Source organism: Pseudomonas reactans (assembly GCF_013387025.1).
Lineage (GTDB): Bacteria > Pseudomonadota > Gammaproteobacteria > Pseudomonadales > Pseudomonadaceae > Aquipseudomonas > Aquipseudomonas reactans.
The window spans coordinates 1-17813 of the sequence record NZ_JACAQP010000006.1 but is presented as its reverse complement, the minus strand read 5'-3'; the positions used below and the strand labels follow the sequence as shown (position 1 = coordinate 17813).

Annotated in this window: 22 protein-coding genes; 5 read left to right on the top strand and 17 right to left on the bottom strand. The window is 62.6% G+C overall.

Annotated features, from left to right (window positions below; genetic code table 11):
* Positions 1 to 86: 86 nt before the first annotated feature.
* The 7 genes from HX793_RS06520 to HX793_RS06490 form a co-directional block, all read right to left on the bottom strand.
* Positions 87 to 1244 (bottom strand): patatin-like phospholipase family protein, encoded by a 1158-nt coding sequence (locus tag HX793_RS06520; RefSeq protein ID WP_228770476.1) that lies wholly within the window; start codon positions 1242 to 1244, stop codon positions 87 to 89.
* 83 nt (positions 1245 to 1327) lie between these two features.
* Positions 1328 to 1576, bottom strand: coding sequence for an EexN family lipoprotein (locus tag HX793_RS06515; RefSeq protein WP_023124812.1), 249 nt, complete (start codon positions 1574 to 1576; stop codon positions 1328 to 1330).
* Entirely contained in the window at positions 1573 to 2517 is a 945-nt protein-coding gene (locus HX793_RS06510; RefSeq protein ID WP_178905464.1) for a LysR family transcriptional regulator, read from the bottom strand. The genes HX793_RS06515 and HX793_RS06510 overlap by 4 nt, the downstream gene beginning before the upstream one ends.
* A 99-nt stretch (positions 2518 to 2616) precedes the next feature.
* Positions 2617 to 3117, bottom strand: coding sequence for a MarR family winged helix-turn-helix transcriptional regulator (locus HX793_RS06505; protein ID WP_049876657.1), 501 nt, complete (start codon positions 3115 to 3117; stop codon positions 2617 to 2619).
* 35 nt (positions 3118 to 3152) lie between these two features.
* Entirely contained in the window at positions 3153 to 4685 is a 1533-nt protein-coding gene (locus tag HX793_RS06500; RefSeq protein ID WP_057379585.1) for a DHA2 family efflux MFS transporter permease subunit, read from the bottom strand.
* A 4-nt stretch (positions 4686 to 4689) separates the two neighbouring features.
* A complete protein-coding gene (locus HX793_RS06495; protein ID WP_057379586.1) occupies positions 4690 to 5868 on the bottom strand; it encodes an HlyD family secretion protein in 1179 nt (392 codons plus the stop codon).
* A complete protein-coding gene (locus HX793_RS06490; protein ID WP_150564577.1) occupies positions 5865 to 7352 on the bottom strand; it encodes an efflux transporter outer membrane subunit in 1488 nt (495 codons plus the stop codon). The genes HX793_RS06495 and HX793_RS06490 overlap by 4 nt, the downstream gene beginning before the upstream one ends.
* A gap of 189 nt (positions 7353 to 7541) precedes the next feature.
* On the opposite strand from HX793_RS06490, the gene HX793_RS06485 reads away from it, so the two are divergent.
* Together HX793_RS06485 and HX793_RS06480 are read left to right on the top strand one after the other, a co-directional pair.
* Entirely contained in the window at positions 7542 to 8216 is a 675-nt protein-coding gene (locus tag HX793_RS06485) for a TetR/AcrR family transcriptional regulator (protein WP_079769125.1), read from the top strand.
* A gap of 9 nt (positions 8217 to 8225) precedes the next feature.
* Positions 8226 to 8516 (top strand): DUF3861 domain-containing protein, encoded by a 291-nt coding sequence (locus tag HX793_RS06480; RefSeq protein WP_023087374.1) that lies wholly within the window; start codon positions 8226 to 8228, stop codon positions 8514 to 8516.
* 37 nt (positions 8517 to 8553) lie between these two features.
* Here HX793_RS06480 and HX793_RS06475 read toward each other — a convergent pair whose 3' ends face one another.
* From HX793_RS06475 to HX793_RS06430, 10 genes are all read right to left on the bottom strand, one after another.
* The gene (locus HX793_RS06475; protein WP_024087526.1) at positions 8554 to 10512 is read right to left on the bottom strand and encodes a relaxase/mobilization nuclease domain-containing protein; all 1959 of its coding nucleotides are present in this window, start codon (positions 10510 to 10512) and stop codon (positions 8554 to 8556) included.
* Positions 10509 to 10952 (bottom strand): hypothetical protein, encoded by a 444-nt coding sequence (locus HX793_RS06470; protein ID WP_024087527.1) that lies wholly within the window; start codon positions 10950 to 10952, stop codon positions 10509 to 10511. The genes HX793_RS06475 and HX793_RS06470 overlap by 4 nt, the downstream gene beginning before the upstream one ends.
* Entirely contained in the window at positions 10949 to 11548 is a 600-nt protein-coding gene (locus HX793_RS06465; protein WP_024087528.1) for a S26 family signal peptidase, read from the bottom strand. Before HX793_RS06465 ends, HX793_RS06470 begins: the two co-directional genes overlap by 4 nt.
* Entirely contained in the window at positions 11545 to 12090 is a 546-nt protein-coding gene (locus HX793_RS06460) for a DUF2840 domain-containing protein (protein WP_024087529.1), read from the bottom strand. Before HX793_RS06460 ends, HX793_RS06465 begins: the two co-directional genes overlap by 4 nt.
* The gene (locus HX793_RS06455; RefSeq protein WP_024087530.1) at positions 12087 to 12350 is read right to left on the bottom strand and encodes a hypothetical protein; all 264 of its coding nucleotides are present in this window, start codon (positions 12348 to 12350) and stop codon (positions 12087 to 12089) included. Before HX793_RS06455 ends, HX793_RS06460 begins: the two co-directional genes overlap by 4 nt.
* Complete coding sequence (gene parA, locus HX793_RS06450) at positions 12347 to 12985, bottom strand: ParA family partition ATPase (protein WP_024087531.1); 639 nt, start codon at positions 12983 to 12985, stop codon at positions 12347 to 12349. The genes HX793_RS06455 and parA overlap by 4 nt, the downstream gene beginning before the upstream one ends.
* A gap of 241 nt (positions 12986 to 13226) precedes the next feature.
* Entirely contained in the window at positions 13227 to 14072 is an 846-nt protein-coding gene (locus HX793_RS06445; protein ID WP_024087532.1) for a replication initiator protein A, read from the bottom strand.
* Between the two features lie 26 nt (positions 14073 to 14098).
* Entirely contained in the window at positions 14099 to 14368 is a 270-nt protein-coding gene (locus tag HX793_RS06440; RefSeq protein WP_425313408.1) for a helix-turn-helix transcriptional regulator, read from the bottom strand.
* Positions 14369 to 14494: 126 nt separating this feature from the next.
* Positions 14495 to 15265, bottom strand: a complete 771-nt coding sequence (locus HX793_RS06435) for a DUF2285 domain-containing protein (RefSeq protein WP_024087533.1) — start codon at positions 15263 to 15265, stop codon at positions 14495 to 14497.
* A gap of 343 nt (positions 15266 to 15608) precedes the next feature.
* Positions 15609 to 15959 (bottom strand): DUF2958 domain-containing protein, encoded by a 351-nt coding sequence (locus HX793_RS06430; protein WP_024087534.1) that lies wholly within the window; start codon positions 15957 to 15959, stop codon positions 15609 to 15611.
* A gap of 315 nt (positions 15960 to 16274) precedes the next feature.
* On the opposite strand from HX793_RS06430, the gene HX793_RS06425 reads away from it, so the two are divergent.
* From HX793_RS06425 to HX793_RS06415, 3 genes are read left to right on the top strand one after another with little or no spacing between them, the layout of a single operon-like run.
* Complete coding sequence (locus HX793_RS06425; RefSeq protein ID WP_024087535.1) at positions 16275 to 16565, top strand: helix-turn-helix domain-containing protein; 291 nt, start codon at positions 16275 to 16277, stop codon at positions 16563 to 16565.
* 8 nt (positions 16566 to 16573) lie between these two features.
* Positions 16574 to 17137 carry a TIR domain-containing protein gene (locus HX793_RS06420; protein ID WP_024087536.1) on the top strand — a complete coding sequence of 188 codons (564 nt, stop codon included), beginning with the start codon at positions 16574 to 16576 and terminating at the stop codon, positions 17135 to 17137.
* Positions 17138 to 17170: 33 nt separating this feature from the next.
* Positions 17171 to 17806 (top strand): macro domain-containing protein, encoded by a 636-nt coding sequence (locus tag HX793_RS06415; RefSeq protein WP_256733863.1) that lies wholly within the window; start codon positions 17171 to 17173, stop codon positions 17804 to 17806.
* Positions 17807 to 17813: the final 7 nt, after the last annotated feature.

Here is a 17813-nt window from a genome sequence, read left to right as displayed (position 1 = left end):
ACGGCGGGTTATGGCGTGTCGAGCGATATACGCGCGGCGCATGCGAATGCTTGCACCCTGAAAGTCGAAGTGCAGCACCCATCCCCTCAGAGCCACCCGAAAAATTCGCAGACTGCCTGCCGTTGCGCCAGCGTGTCGCGCTCACCCAGCGCCATTACCTCCTGGGTGAATGGAGCCTCGAACAGCAGATAGCTGACCAGGGCGGCGCCGCTCAGGTCGCCGCTCGCGCTGGACGAGCCGACGCCGCGCAACAGGGCGCGCACGGCCCGCGGTAGGTGCTTTTGGTGGCGTGCCGCGATGTCGTCGATGCGCTCGCTCGGCGCAATCACCAGCGCCTTCACCGGACGTAGTGAGGTGGCGAGGCGCTGGCCCAGCGTCATCATTCCAAGGGTACGGTTGACGCGCTCCATACGCTCGATGTCCACCGTGAGCGCGTCGAGAAATATGTTCGACAGCACGTGTCCTCCGACTTGGGCCAGTGTCGGGTAGCCGCCGTTACGCACGAGTCGCCCGCGAGGTTCGTGCATCCGACCAACGCCGACGATGAGCATACGTTGCGCGCCCAGGTGGATGGCCGGAGAGATCGGCGCGGTCTGCCGCATCGAGCCGTCGCCGTACCAGCCGGCATGCTCCATATGTTCGATGCGTTGTGCCGGGAACACGAATGGGATAGCCGCCGAAGCGAGCAGGTGTGCCAATCCCAGCCGCATGGGCACGGCCAGCCGCTGCGAGCGTTCGTAGCCCGTCATATCGCCGATGGACTCAAAGAAGGTGAAGTGCTCGCCGCTGGTGTAACTGGACGCGCCGATCGCCAGCGCACGCAGATGGCGCTGGGCCAGCATGTGCGGCAGCAGTTCCAAAGGCGCCCAATGTCGCAGCAGTTCGGCTAGTGGTCCATTGTCCAGTAGTGAATGCGGTCCTTCTTTGCGCCAGCGTGCCAACATCCAGCCTACCGAGATCGCGCTCAGCCACTGTGCGCCGCTGCGAGCGATACCAAGCGCGTCGGTGCGATACACCTGACCAGCATTGAAGTTGCGCCAAACTGCGGCGATGGCCTCCACGCCAGCGTCAAAGGAGTCTGCGCGACAGGCTAAAGCGGCGGCGTTGATTGCGCCTGCCGAGGTGCCGCATAGGATACCGAAGGGGTTGGGCGCCCCTTCGCCCAGGTGTTCACGGCGCAACGTCACCAAAGCCTGAAGCACACCGACCTGGTAGGCGGCGCGCGCACCGCCACCGGACAGCACGAGAGCCGTCTTTGCAGCACTAATGGCCGGCCTAGTGTGTGGCATCGCGGGCTCGCTTGATCATTAGGTAGGTGATGGCCCGATCAAAACTTCGGCTGCTCTTTCGGTGGGGTATAGGGCGCCTTCCCATCGCCAAAGAACCGTCGATTCGTCGCCTCAGCCACACGATTGCAGAGTTCGTCGCCCAGCTTGGCGCGATCCGTCTTGCACTGTTGCCGCAGTTCCTTCAATCGTTGGGGATTGGCGGCAAGTGCCTCTACCGTTTCGGTGGGTTCGGATTTGCCGCAGGCGGTCAGCATCGCAGCAAGCAGAATCAGCACAATCTTGTTCATGGCTCGATTTCCTCCGAAGCATCAAGGTCGGGTAGTACGGTCGGCTTCTTCGTCGCGGATGGTTCAAGGGTGCTTGTTCTCTCGATGAAACGAGCCAACACTTCCGAAGGCTCGTTGCCCCGGCGCAGCAGGTAAGTAGTGAGCATGGGTGTGCGGCCAGCCAGAGGCCGCGCGACCACACCCTGTTCACGGCTGGCGGCAATCTGCGAGGCTCCGGCCAGCCCAAGGGCGAAACCTGCTGCCACCATCGCCATCATCAAATCAACGGAGGCCACCCGTTCGGCGATCAACGGCTCTTGATCGACCCTACGCAGCACCCTTTCAATCTGCCGCGTATATCCTTCGCACGCATGGGGATCGCCAAGCACCAGCGGATGGCGTAGCACTTCCTCCAGTGGGATGCGCTTGTACGTCAACAGCGGGTGCCGAGAGGGCACCGCCACCATCAAGGGATCGCTCCAGACAGCTTCGGCGACGATGCCGTCGCCAACTTCATCCGACCGAGCAAACCCCACGTCGTAAAGGTCGTCGTGCAGCCCTTTGATCTGCTGGGCCAGCGAAACTTCGGATAGACGTATCTCGATTTCCGGTTCTTCTTCGCGACACAATGCTAGAAAGGTTGAGAAGCGTGAAGACGGGATGCCATCCGATAGCGCAACGCGCAACTGGTTATGAAAACCGTTGGCAGCCGCCTTCACGCTGTCGCGCGCCTGCTGCAAAGCCGTGAAGACGCGCGGCACGTGTTCCAGAAATAGCTGGCCTGCGCGAGTCAGTCGGGTGCTGCGTGTATTGCGCACGAAAAGCTGTGCACCCAAGTCTTCTTCCAGCTCTTTGATCGCGCGCGATAGGGGAGACTGCTCAATGTGCAGCCGCTCAGCAGCGCGAGCAAAATGCAATTCCTCGGCGACTGCAATAAAGCAGCGAAGATGGCGTATTTCCATCGCAGTCTCCTAAGCGGACCGCTCGCGCCTTGCCGGTGCAATTTGCACGGTTCCCATTCTTGTCGCAGGCCACGAAAGCTGTCGGCAGTAGAACCTCGGTTAAGTTAGAAAGCTCTGATTTACAGGTGAGTTGCTCAGTTCTTCCGCTGCGCGGGCGTTTAGAAGCATGTGCCTCAAGCATCGCTTGAGAGCATCAATATCCTTCTCATTCATTCCATCGAAGAGGATGGCGTAAGCGCCGTCAAAGACCGACGGCAGTTGCGAAGCCGTTTCCTTGCCATCGCGTGTTGCGAGGAGATACGTCACTCTGCGATCACGCTCGCAAGGAACTCTCTGAATCAACCCTCGACTAACCAGACGATCTATCAGTCGCGTAATGCCACTCGGGTAGAGCTTGTACTCACGCGCAAGGTCAACGGAGGTCATGCTTTGGCGGCACGCCAACAGCAGCAGCACGCTCGCCTGCATGCCTGTAAGGCCGCCCAGCGAAGACGTTCTCTGAGTGATGAGCTGCCAAATCGCCATGTTGGTCCGACTCATCAGATGAATGAGGCCATGTGGCACATCGGCGTTGCTTTCTCTTGCATATATCAATTGCATGTCACACCCCGTCGGCAGTATTCACGCTCCTTAGATCAATGCCCCGTGACTTTCTGGAGTGGCCCCTTCGGCCGCTTAACCAGCCAGATAGCGCCGATCGAGAGGATCATCAGCACGGTAGCCAGCGCATAAAAATCGTTCGTAGCCAGCATCACAGCCTGACCATCGACCAGGCGCGAGAAAAATGCTGTAGAACTCGATGGCGGTATTCCGGCGCGAACCGCCGCGGAAGCGATTTCATGCCCTGCATTCGGGTTGATGATTGAGACAAGCTCGGACCGGTTTGCCTTCGACATATGCTCCCAATAGGTTTGGGTCAGGGACGATCCGAGCGCCATCGAGAGCACGCGCAGGAAGTTTTGCAGGCCGGCTCCATTCGCAATGCGCTCGGGCGGCAGGTCGGAAACACCCAACGAGGTCAGCGTAATCATGCATGCGGGAATGCCTGCGCCGAGGACAAACATCGCGATGGCCACCGACATGAAGTCGGCTTGGGTCGTCAGATGCGCCCGCATGAAGAACGAGACGGCCAAGATACCCATGCCGTAGGTGACGATCCAACGAGGGTCAACCTTCGGCAGGAGACGACCGACGATCGGTGAAGTCGCCACCGCGAGAATGCCCATCGGCGCGGTAGCGAAGCCGGCCCATGTCGCCGTGTAGCCCATCTGTTGCTGGAGCCACAGAGGCGTCAGCACGATGTTGCCGAAAAAGATGCCGAACATCAGGCTCTGCGTGATTGAGGAAACCAGCCAGTTGCGCGAGCGGAAGACGCTCAGGTCGATCACGGGATCGGAGTCGGTGAGTTCCCAAATAATCAGATAGATCAGCGAAACGGCTGCAACGATGGCGCACGTGACCACTAGCGGCGAAGCGAACCAATCCAGCTCGCGGCCCTTGTCGATCATGATCTGGAAACTGGTGACAAAAACCACCAGAAGCGCCAGACCGATTCCGTCGATGCGGGAACGCTCCGTGGGTTCGTCCCGGCCCCGAAGCACTTTCATGGCGCCCAGCATGACCAAGATGCCGAACCCGAAGTTGATGTGAAATATCCAGCCCCAGTGCCAGTTATCCGAAATGATCCCGCCCAGGATTGGGCCGAAGATCGGGGCCACGACCGTCATCATTCCCCACAACGAGAGCGCGATGTTTGACTTGTTCTTGGGGAACACCGCCAGCATCAACGTCGATGACAACGGAATCAGCGGTCCACCGGCCAACCCCTGCAACACGCGAAAGAAGACGAGGCTTTCCAGAGACCATGACAGGCCGCAGCACACGGAGAACAGTACGAATGCCACGACGCAGATCATGAACAACCGTACTTCGCCGACCTGGCGAACGAGCCAGCCGGTCAGGGGGATGGTGATGGCCTCCGCAACAGCATAGGACGTGATGATCCAAGTGCCCTGGCTCGTCGAGACACCCGTCGACCCCGAGATCGTGGGCATGGCCACGTTGGCGATGCTGGTATCGAGCACCACCATGAAATTCGCCAGAGACAGGATGATTGCCGCGATGACCAGATCCATCCCGGAAAGCGGCTTGTGTTCTGAGGAAGTCATGTCACTACCTCGTCGCAACCGGCTGGGACTCACCGTGGTCGCGCAGATCGACGGTAGCCTCCATTGACAGACCGACCCGCAGCGGATGCTGCTTCAACTGCTCGGGATCAATCCAAATCCTGACGGGCAGCCGCTGGACCACCTTGATCCAGTTGCCCGTGGCGTTCTGCGCGGGAATCGCTGCGAAGGCAGACCCTGATCCTCCAGCGAAGCCTTCGACACGGCCCGTATAAACGACATCGCTGCCGTAGAGGTCCGAGGTCAGTTCCACGTGCTGCCCGGGACGGACCTTCTGCAACTGGCCTTCCTTGAAGTTCGCATCGACATAGATGCGGTCGATCGGCACCACGGTCATCAGCCGCACGCCAGTCTGAACCTGTTGCCCAATCTCCACCGAACGCTGCGCGATGACGCCATCGAAGGGCGCACGCAGCACCGTCCGTTCAAGATTCACGCGCGCCTGGTCAAGCCGCGCCTTCGCCGCGAGTACGGCGGGGTTGTCATCGACCGTGCTATCTACGATCAGCGCCCAGTTGGCCGTCCGGGCGCCGCTTGCAGCTTCCTTTGCGGCCTCGGCAGCGCGAACTCGGGCTTGAGCCTGCTCCAGCGCAGCGCGCGCCTCGCGCAACTGCGTCTGCGCATTCGTCAGCTCCTCTTTCGAGACAGCGCCTTCTTCAACCAGGTTCTGCCTACGGCGCTCGTCGATGACCGCTTTTTCATAGGCGGCAGTTACACGGGTCAGGTCACTGCGAGCGGTGGCGATTTCGGCAGCACGCAGGGCCACTTGTCCCGCAAGGCTCTCGTCATTTCCCAGCAGTTGCCGTACTTGGCGCTGAGTACGCGCCAAATCCGCCTCGGCCTGCGCGACAGCAATCTTGGCGTCGGTATCGTCCAGAATTACCAACACGTCGCCAGCCTTGACGGCCTGCGTGTCACTGACCTTGACTTCCTTTACAGGGCCGGCAACGAGTGGTGTGATTTGGGCCACTTCCGCTGCCGTGTAGGCGTTATCCGTGGTGACGGATTTGCCTGCGAACAGAAGCGCCCACGCACCGTAGAGAACACCGATGGCGACCAAACCAACCGTCGCAATTAAAACGAGACGTTTGCGCTTCGCCCGCTTTTGTGAAGCCTCCGGCGTTGTGGAAGAATCTTGAGGGTCAGGGGGCATCGGAGCACTCATCGGGTCACCTGTTCATTCATTGAGGAATCGGAAAAGCCGCCGCCAAGGGCCTTTGTCAGCGCAATGTCGAGGGATAGGCCGCGCACCCACAGGGCATTGACGGCCATCCGCGCATTGAGCGCGGCATCCTCCGTCGTTAGCACGGTTTGATAGTTGGATAAGCCGCCCTCGTAGCGGCGCTTGGCGAGTTGGTAGGCTTTGTCGCTGCTGACGACCGCCGACTCCGTTGCTTCGAGGCGGATCGGAAGCGCTTGCAAGCTCCTCACCGCGTCCGCGGTTTCTCTCAATGCTTGGACCAGCGCATCGTTGTAGCTGGCTACTGCGAACTCGTATTCGGCCCAGGCTCGGCTGTAGTTCGCTCGGAGCCTTCCACCCTCGAAAATGGGCAGATGGATGGCGACTCCGGCACGGCCCGCGTCGGAACCCGAATCGAACAGGCGGTTCAGGCCCAGCGACTCGTAGCCAACCAGGGCGACCAGATTGACGCTGGGATAGAAGCCTGCCTTTGCAACGCCGATACGCTTGGCGGCCGACTCCACGCGCCATCGCGCTGCCACGATTTCGGGCTTGCGCCCGATCAGATCGCTCTTCAGTGTTTCCGGAAGCGCCAGGGACAGGCTCGGCGAAAGATGCGTCTCGTGGATATTCAGACCACGATCCGGTCCACGCCCCAGCAGAGCCGCGATCCCATTGCGAGCCAGTTCTATCCGCTCTTCCACGTCGGCCAAGTCAGCCCGTGCCAGCTTGACCCTCGCATGTGCCTGTTCCAGTGTTGTCTGTGTATCGAGGCCCTGGTCAACGCGGCGCATCGCCATGCGCTCGGAGTCCTCACGATTTCTGAGCGTGTCGCTCGCCAAATCGCGCTGTACATGCAAGCCATTGAGTTGGACATAGCGGCTTGCAAGCTCCGTCGTCAGCAGGACGCGGGCTGCGGCGGCATCGGCTTGCACCGCCAGCGCCTCGGATGTGGCCGCATCCAGCGCGGACCGGTTCTTTCCCCAAAAGTCGAGTTCCCATCCGAAATTCAGAGAAGCCGCGCCATAGTCGTTCCATCCCTTGGGAACGACATCCTTTGGGAAGATGCTGTTGTACGTCAGCTTCTGCTCGCTGGCGGATGCGTCCAGTGAGACAGAGGGAAACAGCGCTGCGCGCGCACCTTTCGATCGCGCAATAGCGGCATTGAGGCGAGCCTGCGCTTGCGCCATCGACGGCGAGCTAGCCAGCGCTTCGTCCATCAATTGGTCAAGTTGTGGATCGCCAAAGGACTTCCACCACGCCTGCGTCGGCCATTCACCGACAGGCGCCCCAAGGCTCTTGTCGGCCGCAAGCCCGTCCATTGATGCGGGCTTTTCCATCGGCCCCAGGTCCGGGATGGAGGCGCATGACGCCAGTACTGCGCAGCAAATCGCTACCGCAGCGGTTTTGCGCCATGCGGCAGAGGACTTATCGACGAAGGATGAATATTGGAGCGATGGGCTTGACATGGAGGCACCCGTGACTTGGCATGGCGCCATGCTAAACCGATCGGTTCGGTTTAGTCAAGAGCGGAAGTCAAACAGGAAATACAGCAATGTCAACATGTTGTGGAAAGACAATACAGTACCGATCGGTTTGACTTGGACCGCTTATGTGCTATCGTGCGGCTTTACTTTCCGCAGCGGTGGACCGAACACATGACCACTTCGTCAGCGCGCTCGAAGGCGAGCACGCCTTCCAAGCATCCCTCGTCCGCTGGGGGCGCAGTGCAATCAGAAAAAGCACGCCTTGTCCTTGCCGGCGCAAGGACTGTCTTCTTGGCAAACGGCTTTAGCGCTGCGACGACCGACATGATTCAGCAGGCCGCCGGCGTATCGAAATCGACGGTGTATTCGCACTACCCGAACAAGGAAGCTTTGTTCGTGGCCGTCGTCGAGGCCGAATGTGAGCGGTTTCTTAGAGCCGTTCGAAAGCCCAAGTTTCCAGAAGAACGGCTTGCCGATATTCTGAACGCGATGGCGCTCGCCTACTTGGAGATTGTGCTGTCGCGCGACGGGTTGGCGCTATACCGCATGATTGCGGCCGAAGCGCCGAGGTTTCCCGAGCTCGGGAGACGCTTCTACCTGGCCGGCCCCGCCGCCATAAACAACATCGTTGCGGAGACGCTGGAAGTCGCTGCCTCGAAGGGAGAGCTGGATCTTGGAAGCATCGGACTCGACTCCGCGGCCTCATTGTTCGTGAACATGGTGCGCGGTGAGGCCCAGATGCAGTGCGTAATGCACCCTGATGCTCCGGCGTCCGCTGCCCAAAGAGATCGGTGGGCGAAAGACGCTGTAACGACGTTCATGCGCGCCTACGGACGCGATAGGTAAGGACCAGCCATGAAACAGCATCGTTACCGCATAACCGTCGAACACCTTGTCGATGCCCACGATAGCCTGCTGCCCAACAGGCAACCGCTACAGTTCGAGGTAGGCAATCACGACAATATCTTTGCGATCGTTGATCGTGTCCGTGAGCGTGTCGATTTTGACCCCGCCTCCGCAGCAGCCCTCGCAGTGGGGCTCAAGCTGTTCAGCGAAGTGATGCTGGAAAATAGGGAGCATCCGCTTTTCCAGGTGTTCGCTCCGCATTTCCGTGACTTCATGACCACGCTGAAGAAAGGCACCTGATAGCACCTATCGAAAAGCAAAGCCCGTGCACTGGCAGCTAACCAACGGAAAGGGTGTGCTGCCGCCCAACTTCCCAAGATGCGCCGCCACCGCGTACTGTGGCGGCGAGCTTCTGGCCCAGCCGCTGCTCGATCACGGGCTTCCACGGCACCAGCGAGAAACCCATGCCGTCATCGAGCATGGCGTAGCGCCCGCTGGCGAGCATGACGCTACGCCGGTAGATACCAGCGACGCGCTGCCCGTCGGCCACTGGCCGATGCTCCAGGCCGGTTTCGCCGGCGATGTCCTGTCCGATCTTCGCCAGCTCGCGCCCGCGCAGCGTCGCCAGCAGGTTGCGCGCAAGCACGACGCGCTGTCCGCGCTGCTCGGCCAAGCCCTGCTCGGCCAGGAAGTCCGCGCGTTGGCGTAGCGCATCCTTCACCTCGGCCCCAAAGCCCAGGTCGCCCAGCCCCTTGCCGCCGCCGATCAACTGCTGGTCGAGCCAGGTGGCGCCGATCACACGCGCCTGCCGCTCGATGGGCAGGTGAGATTTCAGTTCCACCGCCACGCCGCCGCCGAGCCGCTGCGCGTCGTATTGGCGGCCACACTCGGCCAGGTCGCCGGGGACGCGCCAGACGCCTTCGGCCTCGCGCTCCACGATGCCGGCGCGGCGCAGGGCTTCGAGCCGGCGCACATGCGCGGCCACGACCTCGCGCGGGTCGCGGTCGGACGTCGCCTGTCCTAGCGCCACGGCCAGGTGATGATCGGTACGGTACACGCCATCGACGGCCAGCGCGGCGATATTGCGGTCAGCCGCGCGCACGTCGGCCGCGCCTTTGACTTCCACCACGGCGCCGGTCGGGTACTGCTCCAGTTCCGACCGCGGCGGCAGCGCGACGTAGTGCGCTTTGCCGTCCGTGCCATCGACGATCAAATAGCCTTTGTCGTACAGCTCATCGACCAGTCCTTTGCTGGCGACGCGGCCCATGATGGCGCGGCCATCCTCGCCAGCTTGGAACACGGCCAGCTCGCGTTGCTGGCCGCTCATGGCCCGTTGCATGGTGCGGATGATGTCGCCGCGCTCGCCCATTGCCCGCAGCGTGGTTTCGGCGTCGGCGTGGACAGCCCAGGTGCCGGGCTGCTGTTCGGTCGCCAGCCCCATACGCTGCAAGCGTTGCAGGCGGCCGATCAACATTTGCCGCTGGCGCTGCAACCGGGGTTCGGCCAACGTCTCCGGTCGCACCAGGCCGTCCACGGCCTCGCGTTGCAAGGTGCGATCCAGCCCCGTCCACCGCTCTTGATCGACTTCGCGCTGCATGGCGCGCTGCATCTCCAGTTCGGTACGCGGCCCGAGCCATTCCGTCGCTAGTTCCGATGCTCTGCGGCGCATTCCCTCGGCGATGTAGTCGCGGGAAATGATGAGGTCTTTGCCGGTGTCGTCCTTGCCGCGCAAGACGACGTGCGTGTGCGGGTTGTCGGTGTTCCAGTGATCGACCGCGACCCATTCCAGCCGCGTACCCAAGTCGGCCTGCATGCGCGCCATCAGGTGCCGGGTGTAGGTGCGCAGGTCGTCGAGCTGTTCGGCGTCCTCCGGCGAGACGATGAAACGGAACTGGTGCCGATCCTCGCGCCCGCTCTCCTCGAACGCCTTGGTGTCCGCCTCGTCGGTCGTCGGCCCGTAGGCATGGCCCGGCCCGCCTTGGCGATCGACGCCTTCGCGCTCGATGTAGCGCAGATGCGCGGCGGTCGAACGCAGCCCGGCCTTCGCCAGATTCACCAGCCGCGCCTTGATCGTCACGCGCCGGGCGTTGGCCCCAAGTCCCCGACCGGCGAAGCGCGCCGCGACGTGGCCGCGGCCCAGCCGAGAACCGGGGCGCTGCCCGACCTTGCCGGCCGCCTTGCCGAGCTTCGCGCCGGTCTTGTTGGCCTGCCGCAGCACCTTGTTGATGTAGGCGTCGCCGCGCTGTTTCGGAGCACCAGGCCGGACGCGAAAGTGGTCATCGTCGCGCTGGCTCATAGCGTAGCCCCATCCAAGATCGGCGCAGTCCAGCAGACGAAGCACGCGATTTCGCCAAGGCCAATGCGGCATTGCGCACCTTCGCGGCACGCTGCCGCCCCGTGGCGCGTGCCGCGCTCCCCCCATGTGCAGACAAGGTTTTCAAGCGGCCATGTGCCGCGACCTTTTATCTTGCCTTCCGCCTTTGCCTTCCGCTGTCGCTCCAGGCACCGGCGGCCCGGCGGCGCTGCTGCGTGAACCGACAGCGCGCCGGCGAACGCGGCGATGGCCGCAGGCCGGGCGCGTTCGAGGCAAGACGCCTGCACGTTGGACGGCTGCGCCGAAGGCAGCGCGACGTGCGGTGCGAATGCACCGACACGGCAGGCGCGGCGACATGGCGGCAGCAGCGAGAACGGCAAGCCCGATGGCACGCCGGAGCGCAGCGAATCGGCGGCCATCATGGGCGTGTCTCCAGCCAGACCGGATGCGCGACACCGATCACGGTGGATGCGCTGACCGGGCCGAAATAGCGGCTGTCGAACGATGCCGGATTCGTCACGCTCAACAGGAACAGTTCGCCCGGTTCAAGGCGGCGGCAAAGCGGCAAGGCCGGCAGCGCCCGGCCCAGCCGGTCGGCAGGCAGCACGGCGGCCGAAGGCACGCCGTCGATGCGTACCTGACCGGCGACGATGCAGACGTGTTGCGGCGCGACCGCGCCCACACGTTTGAGCAGCGGCACGTGCACAGGCAGGTAGCCGCGCTGCGCAGCGAGCGCGGCGGCCGTGGCCGGAAGCGGCACCAGCACGATGCTGTCCACGGACAACGGACGTGACAGCGAGGCGGTGCGCGGGTCGAACGGGTCGATGCGATACCAGCCGACCGCCACGCTGTCGGACGGGTTGTAGGTCAGGCGCGGTAGCGGCGACACGAAAGCCGCCCAGGCCAGCGCAGCCAAGCCGATGGCTGCCAGTGTCGCCACGATGATGCGAGCGCGCAGGCGCGAGCGAGGACGCGGCGGCACGGCGGGCGCGTTGGCCGTGGTGGTCGAGGCGGTCATGGCAGCACCTTTCCGGCCAGCCAGGCGACATGCCGCTCGGCGCTGTATTCGGGCAGCGCAAGGCGAGCCGCAAGCCGGTTGCCCAGCGTGCGCCAGTACGCGGGCGGCACGTCGATGGCGGCGATGCCCAGCGCCTCGATGGCGTCGATGCGTTCCAGCACGGCGCGCACGTTGGCATCGCCTTCGGCGTGTAGCAGCAGGCGCGCGCCCGGCTGCACGCCGGGGATGCGCTGCACGGCATCGAGCGGCGTGGCGGTCTGCATCACCATGAGCTGCCAGCGCACGGTGCCGTAATCGTTGGCCTGCCAGCGGATGCGGCAGAGCATCGCGCCCGGCAGGAACACCGCGCAGCGCCGCCAGTCGTCCAGGCGCAGCGTGCGTGCGGGTTCGCCGAAGCGCAGGTAGAGCTTGAAGCGGTGTTCGATGTAGGCCAGCGAAACGCGCGTCAGTGGCACGTTGCCGGCCTGCCCGGCGAGTGCCGAAAGCGCAAGCAGCGGCGTAGCCGGTGCCGCGTTCGCGGCAGGCAAAGCGGATGCGGTCATGGTGTGCTCTCCGGAGGAAACTCTCGCTCCAGCAGGCCGCGCAGCAGGTCGGCCACGGTCACGCCTCGCGTGAAGGCCGACACCTTGATGCGCGCCCGCATGGCGGGCGTAATGTCGAGGGTCAGGCGCGCGGTGTAGAGCTCGCCTTTGCCCAGCGCATCGGCGTCGCCCTGGCGAATCCACGCCTCGGCGTGCGGATTCGCGGGCGGACGTGCGCCGATGCCGACACGCTTACCGCGTGGTGGCTGCTTCGCTGTCATGTCGGCCACCGCAGCAGTTCGTCCACCAGGGCGGTGATTTCGCGGGTGGCGGCGCTGTCGGGCGCTGTCTCGCGTGCGAGCCGGCCAGCGGCCACGCTGTCGGCGAACACGATGCGCTGATGCACTTCCGAACGCAGCGCGGGCAGCGGCTGTTCTGCGAGCGATTGCCGCGCCTCGCGGCCGATGATGGTGGTGCTGACGCGCCGGTTGATGACGAAGGCCGCGCGCAGCGCAGGCCGGAACACCTGCGCCTCACGGATCAGCGAAACCATTTCCGAGCTGGCCCAAAGGTCGTAGGGGCTGGGCTGCACCGGGATCAGCACACGCTCGGCCGCCAGCAGCGCGGAGCGCGCCAAGGCGGCGATGCGCGGCGGCCCGTCGATGACGACGTGATCGGCCCGCCTGGCGAGTTCTGGCGCTTCCTGATGCAGCGTTTCGCGGGCGAGGCCCACGGCGCTGAACAGCCGTGGCAAGCCCTGCTGGCTTCTGCGCTGCGTCCAGTCCAGCGAAGAACCCTGCGGGTCTGCATCGAGCAGGACGACATGCTGGCCGCGCAGCGCCAGTTCGCCCGCGATGTGCGTGGCGAGCGTCGTCTTGCCGACGCCGCCTTTCTGGTTGAGTAGCGCGAGGATCATGGCGCGGCCCTCCGTGTTGGAAAGCTGGCCTGCCCGTGCCGTTGGGTGGTTGTCCACCGAAACGGAGCGCTTCTACTAAAAGTTATGTATTTCTTGTTAGGTAAGTTAGAGGGGCCGAAAATCCGCGCCGTTATTGGCTTTCCGGCGTTTTCGTACTCCTGATAGCACGATAGGCGTACTCCTGATAGCACGATACCCGGTACTCCTGATAGCACGAGTCCGTCCACACGTTTTCCCCGAGTTATCCCCGTGCCGTGTGCAGCACGGGCCGGAAGGTCAGCAGCTCCAGTCCGTCGTCCGGCATCCGCTCGATGCCCAGGACGTAGCCGGGCAACGACTGCCGCGACACCAGGGCGCGCAGGTCGTACGCGAAGTCGGAGAAGCGCGCCGCGCTGCCCGACTTGCGATGCAGGTGCCGGAAGTCGAATTGCCAGCCGTCCGGCTGCTTGCCGCCGTGCTTGCGCACCAGGCGGTACAGCCAGCGTTCGATGCCGCCCTTCAAGCGGAAATAGGCCGGGTCGATGGTCAGCACCAGGGCGGCGTCGAGCACGCCCGCATAGAACCAGTCCGGCAGGATCAGTTCGATGCCCAGCGGCACGCCGCTGGCATCGGCCAGTTCCTTCCACTCGTTGATCCACGAGAAGCGATGCAATCGCCTTCCCGTGGTTTCGCGGATGGACGTGGCCACCGTGGTCGATTGCAGCCGGTCGAGCGCGGCTTTCAGCCGCAGGTAGTCGTTGAGGGACGTGCCGCGCCCGATGAAGCGCAGGATCTCGTAGGGAGTGGCGCGTATCCAGCGCGACGGGCGGATGCCCGCGTCGCGCGCCTCCACGATCTGCGAGGCTGCCCAAATCAAAACGTCGGCGTCCCATATCGTGGCGATGCCATGCTCGGCCGTGCCTTCCACGCGGATGGTGATATTCCCGCTGCGGAAGTCGATCGGCGCGGTGCGCCGCGACTTCGCCAGCGAGAAGAACGGAAAGGCCATCAAGTCCTGGCTGTCGCGGGGAGCCATGTCGCCCGGCAGCGCGCGGAACAGGTCGAGCTGTTCGCGCTGCTGCAAGGCTTGCCCTGGCGGGCTGGACATGGCGACGGCCACCCACGCGCCAGCGATCAGCGGCCATCACGGTAGTCACCCGCGTGGCGCTCGGCGTATTCCGGGTCGGAAGTCGCCTCGTAGCTACGTTGGTCGGCCCAGGCATCGAGGTCAGACACTGCGTACATGACGCGGCGACCGAACTTGCGGAATTTCGGGCCGCCGCCGATCACACGCTGTTTCTCCAGCGTGCGCGGCGACAGGCGCAGGTATTCGGCGGCTTCGTCGTTAGTCAGGTAGCGTTGGGGCTGCGCAGGCGCAGCGACAGCAGCGGCGGCAGGCCGCAAGGGAGCGGGTCGCATGGGATGTACCTCCATCAAGCCCGGCCACACCACGCGGCCGGATAGAGGCACTTTCAAGAAAGCGAGGCTGCTTGCTAAGGGACGATCTGTGGGGGATGCGAAACGTCCCCTCTACTGCAACGGCAGCGGCGGAAGCTGTGCCAGGCGGCGATAGCCGCCGCGCATCAGCGCATCGCCACGGCGTACCAGCCGCCGAACGCGGGCACGTAAGGCGCTGTCCTTGTGCCAGTCGGCGGCGACAGCATCCGCCCCGAAAATCCCTTCGGTCACTTCACGCAAGGACGCGCCCGCGAGGGTCGCGTCGAGCGCCTGCAAGGTGTGCAGCTCCAGCACCGCCGCCGGCGTGGGCCGGGAACGGGCCGCCGCCGCAGGCGCGGCAATCGTAGCGGCGGCCAGGGCATCCAGCTCGGCCGCGAGCGTGCGATAGCGCGCGCAGGGCATGGCGCAGGCACGGGTGGCGTAGAGGTAGGCCATACCGTCTTCCAAGCCCGGCCCGAGCGCGAGCCGCAGGCAGCAGCCAGGCCAGCGCGACACCAGAACCAGGCGCTTGCCGTCGTGGATCAGGTGCTTGCGTCCTGGAACGCGCCACAACTCGAAGGCTTCGGCGTCCGGTGGCGGATCGGCGTCGGGGTAAAGCTGCACCACGGCATCGTGATCGGGGAACCAGGCTGGATGCGCGTCGCGCGCATCCAGGGCCGGGTCTTCCAGCAAGCGCAGGCCCCAAGCCTGCGCCGCGTCCGACCGGCGGCGACGGCGCAGCCAGTCGCGGCGGTAGTCGGGGTTTCGGCGTAAGTATTCCCAGGCCAGCGCAGGGCCATCAAGGTGCAGGACATAGAGATAAGCCGCTGTCGGATACCAGTGTTCGGCGCTGCGATCAGTCATGGCGAAACCTCCCAGTGTTCGGGGTGCGTCGCCACGATTTCCGCGATGCGAGAGCTATCGAAATGCCATCAGGTCGTCATCAAAAACGGTTAAGCTGTAACTGTTAGTGTCAAGACCGTTTGGCTCCGGCGTGTTGCGGTAGTCGTCTGAATGCGACGGCTGCGCAACCCGGAAATGGTGCGCGGCGTCGGATACCGTGCCGCAGCCCGCGCCAAGGATCAGGACTACTTACAGCATGGTTGCACCGCTTCGGTGCGAGAATGCGGATTCAGACCTGCACGGTCTTGACCAAGACTGAAATAGTCACAATGCGCCCCGGCTGGCCGGGCCGCGCTGGCTTTCATCAGTCCGTGATCGCGCCGTTCTCCTGCGCCAGCCGGACATACTCCGACAACGGACGCACCGCCTGGAAATACCGATCCCGTCGCACCGGCAGTTCGCGCGGCCCGGCGATGCCAGCCAGGTCGGACAACTTGACCGTCCCGAGCGCGGGCATCCCGATACCGAGGTCGATCAGACCGTAGGCCGTATCGCCATCCGCGGGGTCGAGGGACACCAGCAGCCAAGTGGCGTGCGCGTCCGGGGTGAACAGGCGCACCACGGGCAGCGGGTCGAACCGTTGACCAGCGGCGCGCGTCGCGCCGTGAGCCAGCAGCCGGGCGCGTTCATCTGCGGTGACAAGCGGCAGGGTCATGGGCAGCCTCCCCACGAAACCGAGGATGCGCGGATGCGCTCTTGAGCCAAAGCACAGAACCGTCGAACCGAATCTGTGCATTCGCGTGGAAGCACGGATGTGCAAGCCATCGCATCCGTAGAAGGACGGAAGCACCGAAGCGGAATTGTCGGAAGCCGGAAAGACACGGATGCGATTCCCCGGTTCTGTCGGAATCCGGGGATACGGATTTCCGTAAAAGCACGAAAGCGGCCTCTCAGCCATGAATGAACACTATAGATTGTAGCCCTATAGGATTCAATGGGTTGTCATCTTGGTTTTAAGAGGAAACCATAGGTGGCGGCAAAGTACTCATTGGCGAAGGCGTTGAAGACGGTCAGGAAGGCGCGTGGCTTGAGCCAGGAAGCGTTCTCCGACGTGTCGAGCCGCACCTATATGAGTACGCTGGAGCGCGACCTGAAAAGTCCGACCCTGCACAAGCTGACCGAGCTGTGCGAGGTCATGGACGTGCATCCGCTCACGTTGTTGACGCTGGCCTTTGCGGGCGACAGCACGCACAAGGCTGACGAGTTGTTGGCGCAGGTGCGCCAGGAACTTGAGGCGGTACTGAACTCTGATGGAGATTGAGAAGCGACATGGCATATCGAAATGGAAACTACACCGCCTTTTACGTTGCAGAGCCATTCCATCCCAGCTCGCTAGGTGCCAATGCGACGAAGGATTTTCAGTATTACAACACCCTACGGATGTGGAAAGGTGCTGATGCGACGTTCCCCTTCGTTGATTCGCACGACAAAACTTACAGTGTCCGCGATGGCAGCGATTGGGAATACACACTGAAACCCAGGCTCAGGGAGCGCCTTCGGAGCTCGAAGAACATTATCCTCATCTTGAGTTCGATCACGACGAATTCCCGCGCCCTTCGAGAAGAAATCGACTACGGGATCAACGATCAAGGGCTTCCTGTTATTGTCATCTATCCCGAATATGCCACCAAGGAAAGTCTGCTTGTCGGCGGATCATTGAAGCAGGCGGTCAAGAACCTGTGGGGAAATCTTCCCGTGTTCCGGGATTCGATGAACAAAGTCCCGACGCTTCATGTCCCGATGAATAAAGAGCTCATCAAAAAATCCTTGCAGGACGGCGAGTTTATGGTTGGGAGCATGAAGGCCCCAGGCATCTACAGATACAACCCATAATCAATCGACATATCGGAGCGAATGATTCACGTCATGGCGAAGGTCAACTTTTTTGACAAGCGGGTCATCAAGAAATTCCTTGAGATCACCGCTGTCGTCAGCGGTACGCTGTCATTCATAGTTATTTTTGTTGACGTTCCTGCCGAGTGGAAGCTGAAGGCTGGCTTGGCTTTCTTGGCAATACTGGCACTCACCTACGTGGTGATATGGCTCTGGTCGAACAACCTGAACAGTATCGACATCAATGTTGAGGGCAGCGATGTCGCGATCAAGACCGGCGACATTTTCCACCAGCCGGGATTGAAGGCAATTGCCTTCAATGAGTATTTCGACACTCAGGTGGACAACAAGATAATTGGCGAGACTTCTCTCAACGGAGTTTTCATCCAGAAGCATCTCGGCGTTCCGATTTCCGAATTAGACCGCTACATCGAGGAATACGCTTTTGATGAAAGTGAAGTCCTGGAGGAGAACGAGGCAAGGAAACACGGTAAGAAGAAAAGGTATCAGATAGGCACGATTTGCCTGTACGAAGACTATCTCCTGACCGCGTTCTCCAAGTTCGATGAGAACAACAAGGCGCTACTAACGATGCCGGAGTACCTTGAGTTCCTCATTAATTTCTGGGACAAGGTAAACAACGTGTACGCCCAGCAAAGGATGGTCTGAAGTAGCC

Excerpts from the sequence above, each read along its gene's own strand:
- HX793_RS06460 (WP_024087529.1), bottom strand. The coding sequence starts at position 12,090 with ATGACCGCATCCGCTTTGCCTGCCGCGAACGCGGCACCGGCTACGCCG.
- HX793_RS06475 (WP_024087526.1), bottom strand. The coding sequence starts at position 10,512 with ATGAGCCAGCGCGACGATGACCACTTTCGCGTCCGGCCTGGTGCTCCG.
- HX793_RS06465 (WP_024087528.1), bottom strand. The coding sequence starts at position 11,548 with ATGACCGCCTCGACCACCACGGCCAACGCGCCCGCCGTGCCGCCGCGT.
- HX793_RS06445 (WP_024087532.1), bottom strand. The coding sequence starts at position 14,072 with ATGTCCAGCCCGCCAGGGCAAGCCTTGCAGCAGCGCGAACAGCTCGAC.
- HX793_RS06420 (WP_024087536.1), top strand. The coding sequence starts at position 16,574 with ATGGCATATCGAAATGGAAACTACACCGCCTTTTACGTTGCAGAGCCA.
- parA (WP_024087531.1), bottom strand. The coding sequence starts at position 12,985 with ATGATCCTCGCGCTACTCAACCAGAAAGGCGGCGTCGGCAAGACGACG.
- HX793_RS06430 (WP_024087534.1), bottom strand. The coding sequence starts at position 15,959 with ATGACCCTGCCGCTTGTCACCGCAGATGAACGCGCCCGGCTGCTGGCT.
- HX793_RS06505 (WP_049876657.1), bottom strand. The coding sequence starts at position 3,117 with ATGCAATTGATATATGCAAGAGAAAGCAACGCCGATGTGCCACATGGC.
- HX793_RS06470 (WP_024087527.1), bottom strand. The coding sequence starts at position 10,952 with ATGATGGCCGCCGATTCGCTGCGCTCCGGCGTGCCATCGGGCTTGCCG.
- HX793_RS06480 (WP_023087374.1), top strand. The coding sequence starts at position 8,226 with ATGAAACAGCATCGTTACCGCATAACCGTCGAACACCTTGTCGATGCC.
- HX793_RS06485 (WP_079769125.1), top strand. The coding sequence starts at position 7,542 with ATGACCACTTCGTCAGCGCGCTCGAAGGCGAGCACGCCTTCCAAGCAT.
- HX793_RS06500 (WP_057379585.1), bottom strand. The coding sequence starts at position 4,685 with ATGACTTCCTCAGAACACAAGCCGCTTTCCGGGATGGATCTGGTCATC.
- HX793_RS06495 (WP_057379586.1), bottom strand. The coding sequence starts at position 5,868 with ATGAGTGCTCCGATGCCCCCTGACCCTCAAGATTCTTCCACAACGCCG.
- HX793_RS06490 (WP_150564577.1), bottom strand. The coding sequence starts at position 7,352 with ATGTCAAGCCCATCGCTCCAATATTCATCCTTCGTCGATAAGTCCTCT.
- HX793_RS06455 (WP_024087530.1), bottom strand. The coding sequence starts at position 12,350 with ATGACAGCGAAGCAGCCACCACGCGGTAAGCGTGTCGGCATCGGCGCA.
- HX793_RS06515 (WP_023124812.1), bottom strand. The coding sequence starts at position 1,576 with ATGAACAAGATTGTGCTGATTCTGCTTGCTGCGATGCTGACCGCCTGC.
- HX793_RS06415 (WP_256733863.1), top strand. The coding sequence starts at position 17,171 with ATGGCGAAGGTCAACTTTTTTGACAAGCGGGTCATCAAGAAATTCCTT.
- HX793_RS06435 (WP_024087533.1), bottom strand. The coding sequence starts at position 15,265 with ATGACTGATCGCAGCGCCGAACACTGGTATCCGACAGCGGCTTATCTC.
- HX793_RS06510 (WP_178905464.1), bottom strand. The coding sequence starts at position 2,517 with ATGGAAATACGCCATCTTCGCTGCTTTATTGCAGTCGCCGAGGAATTG.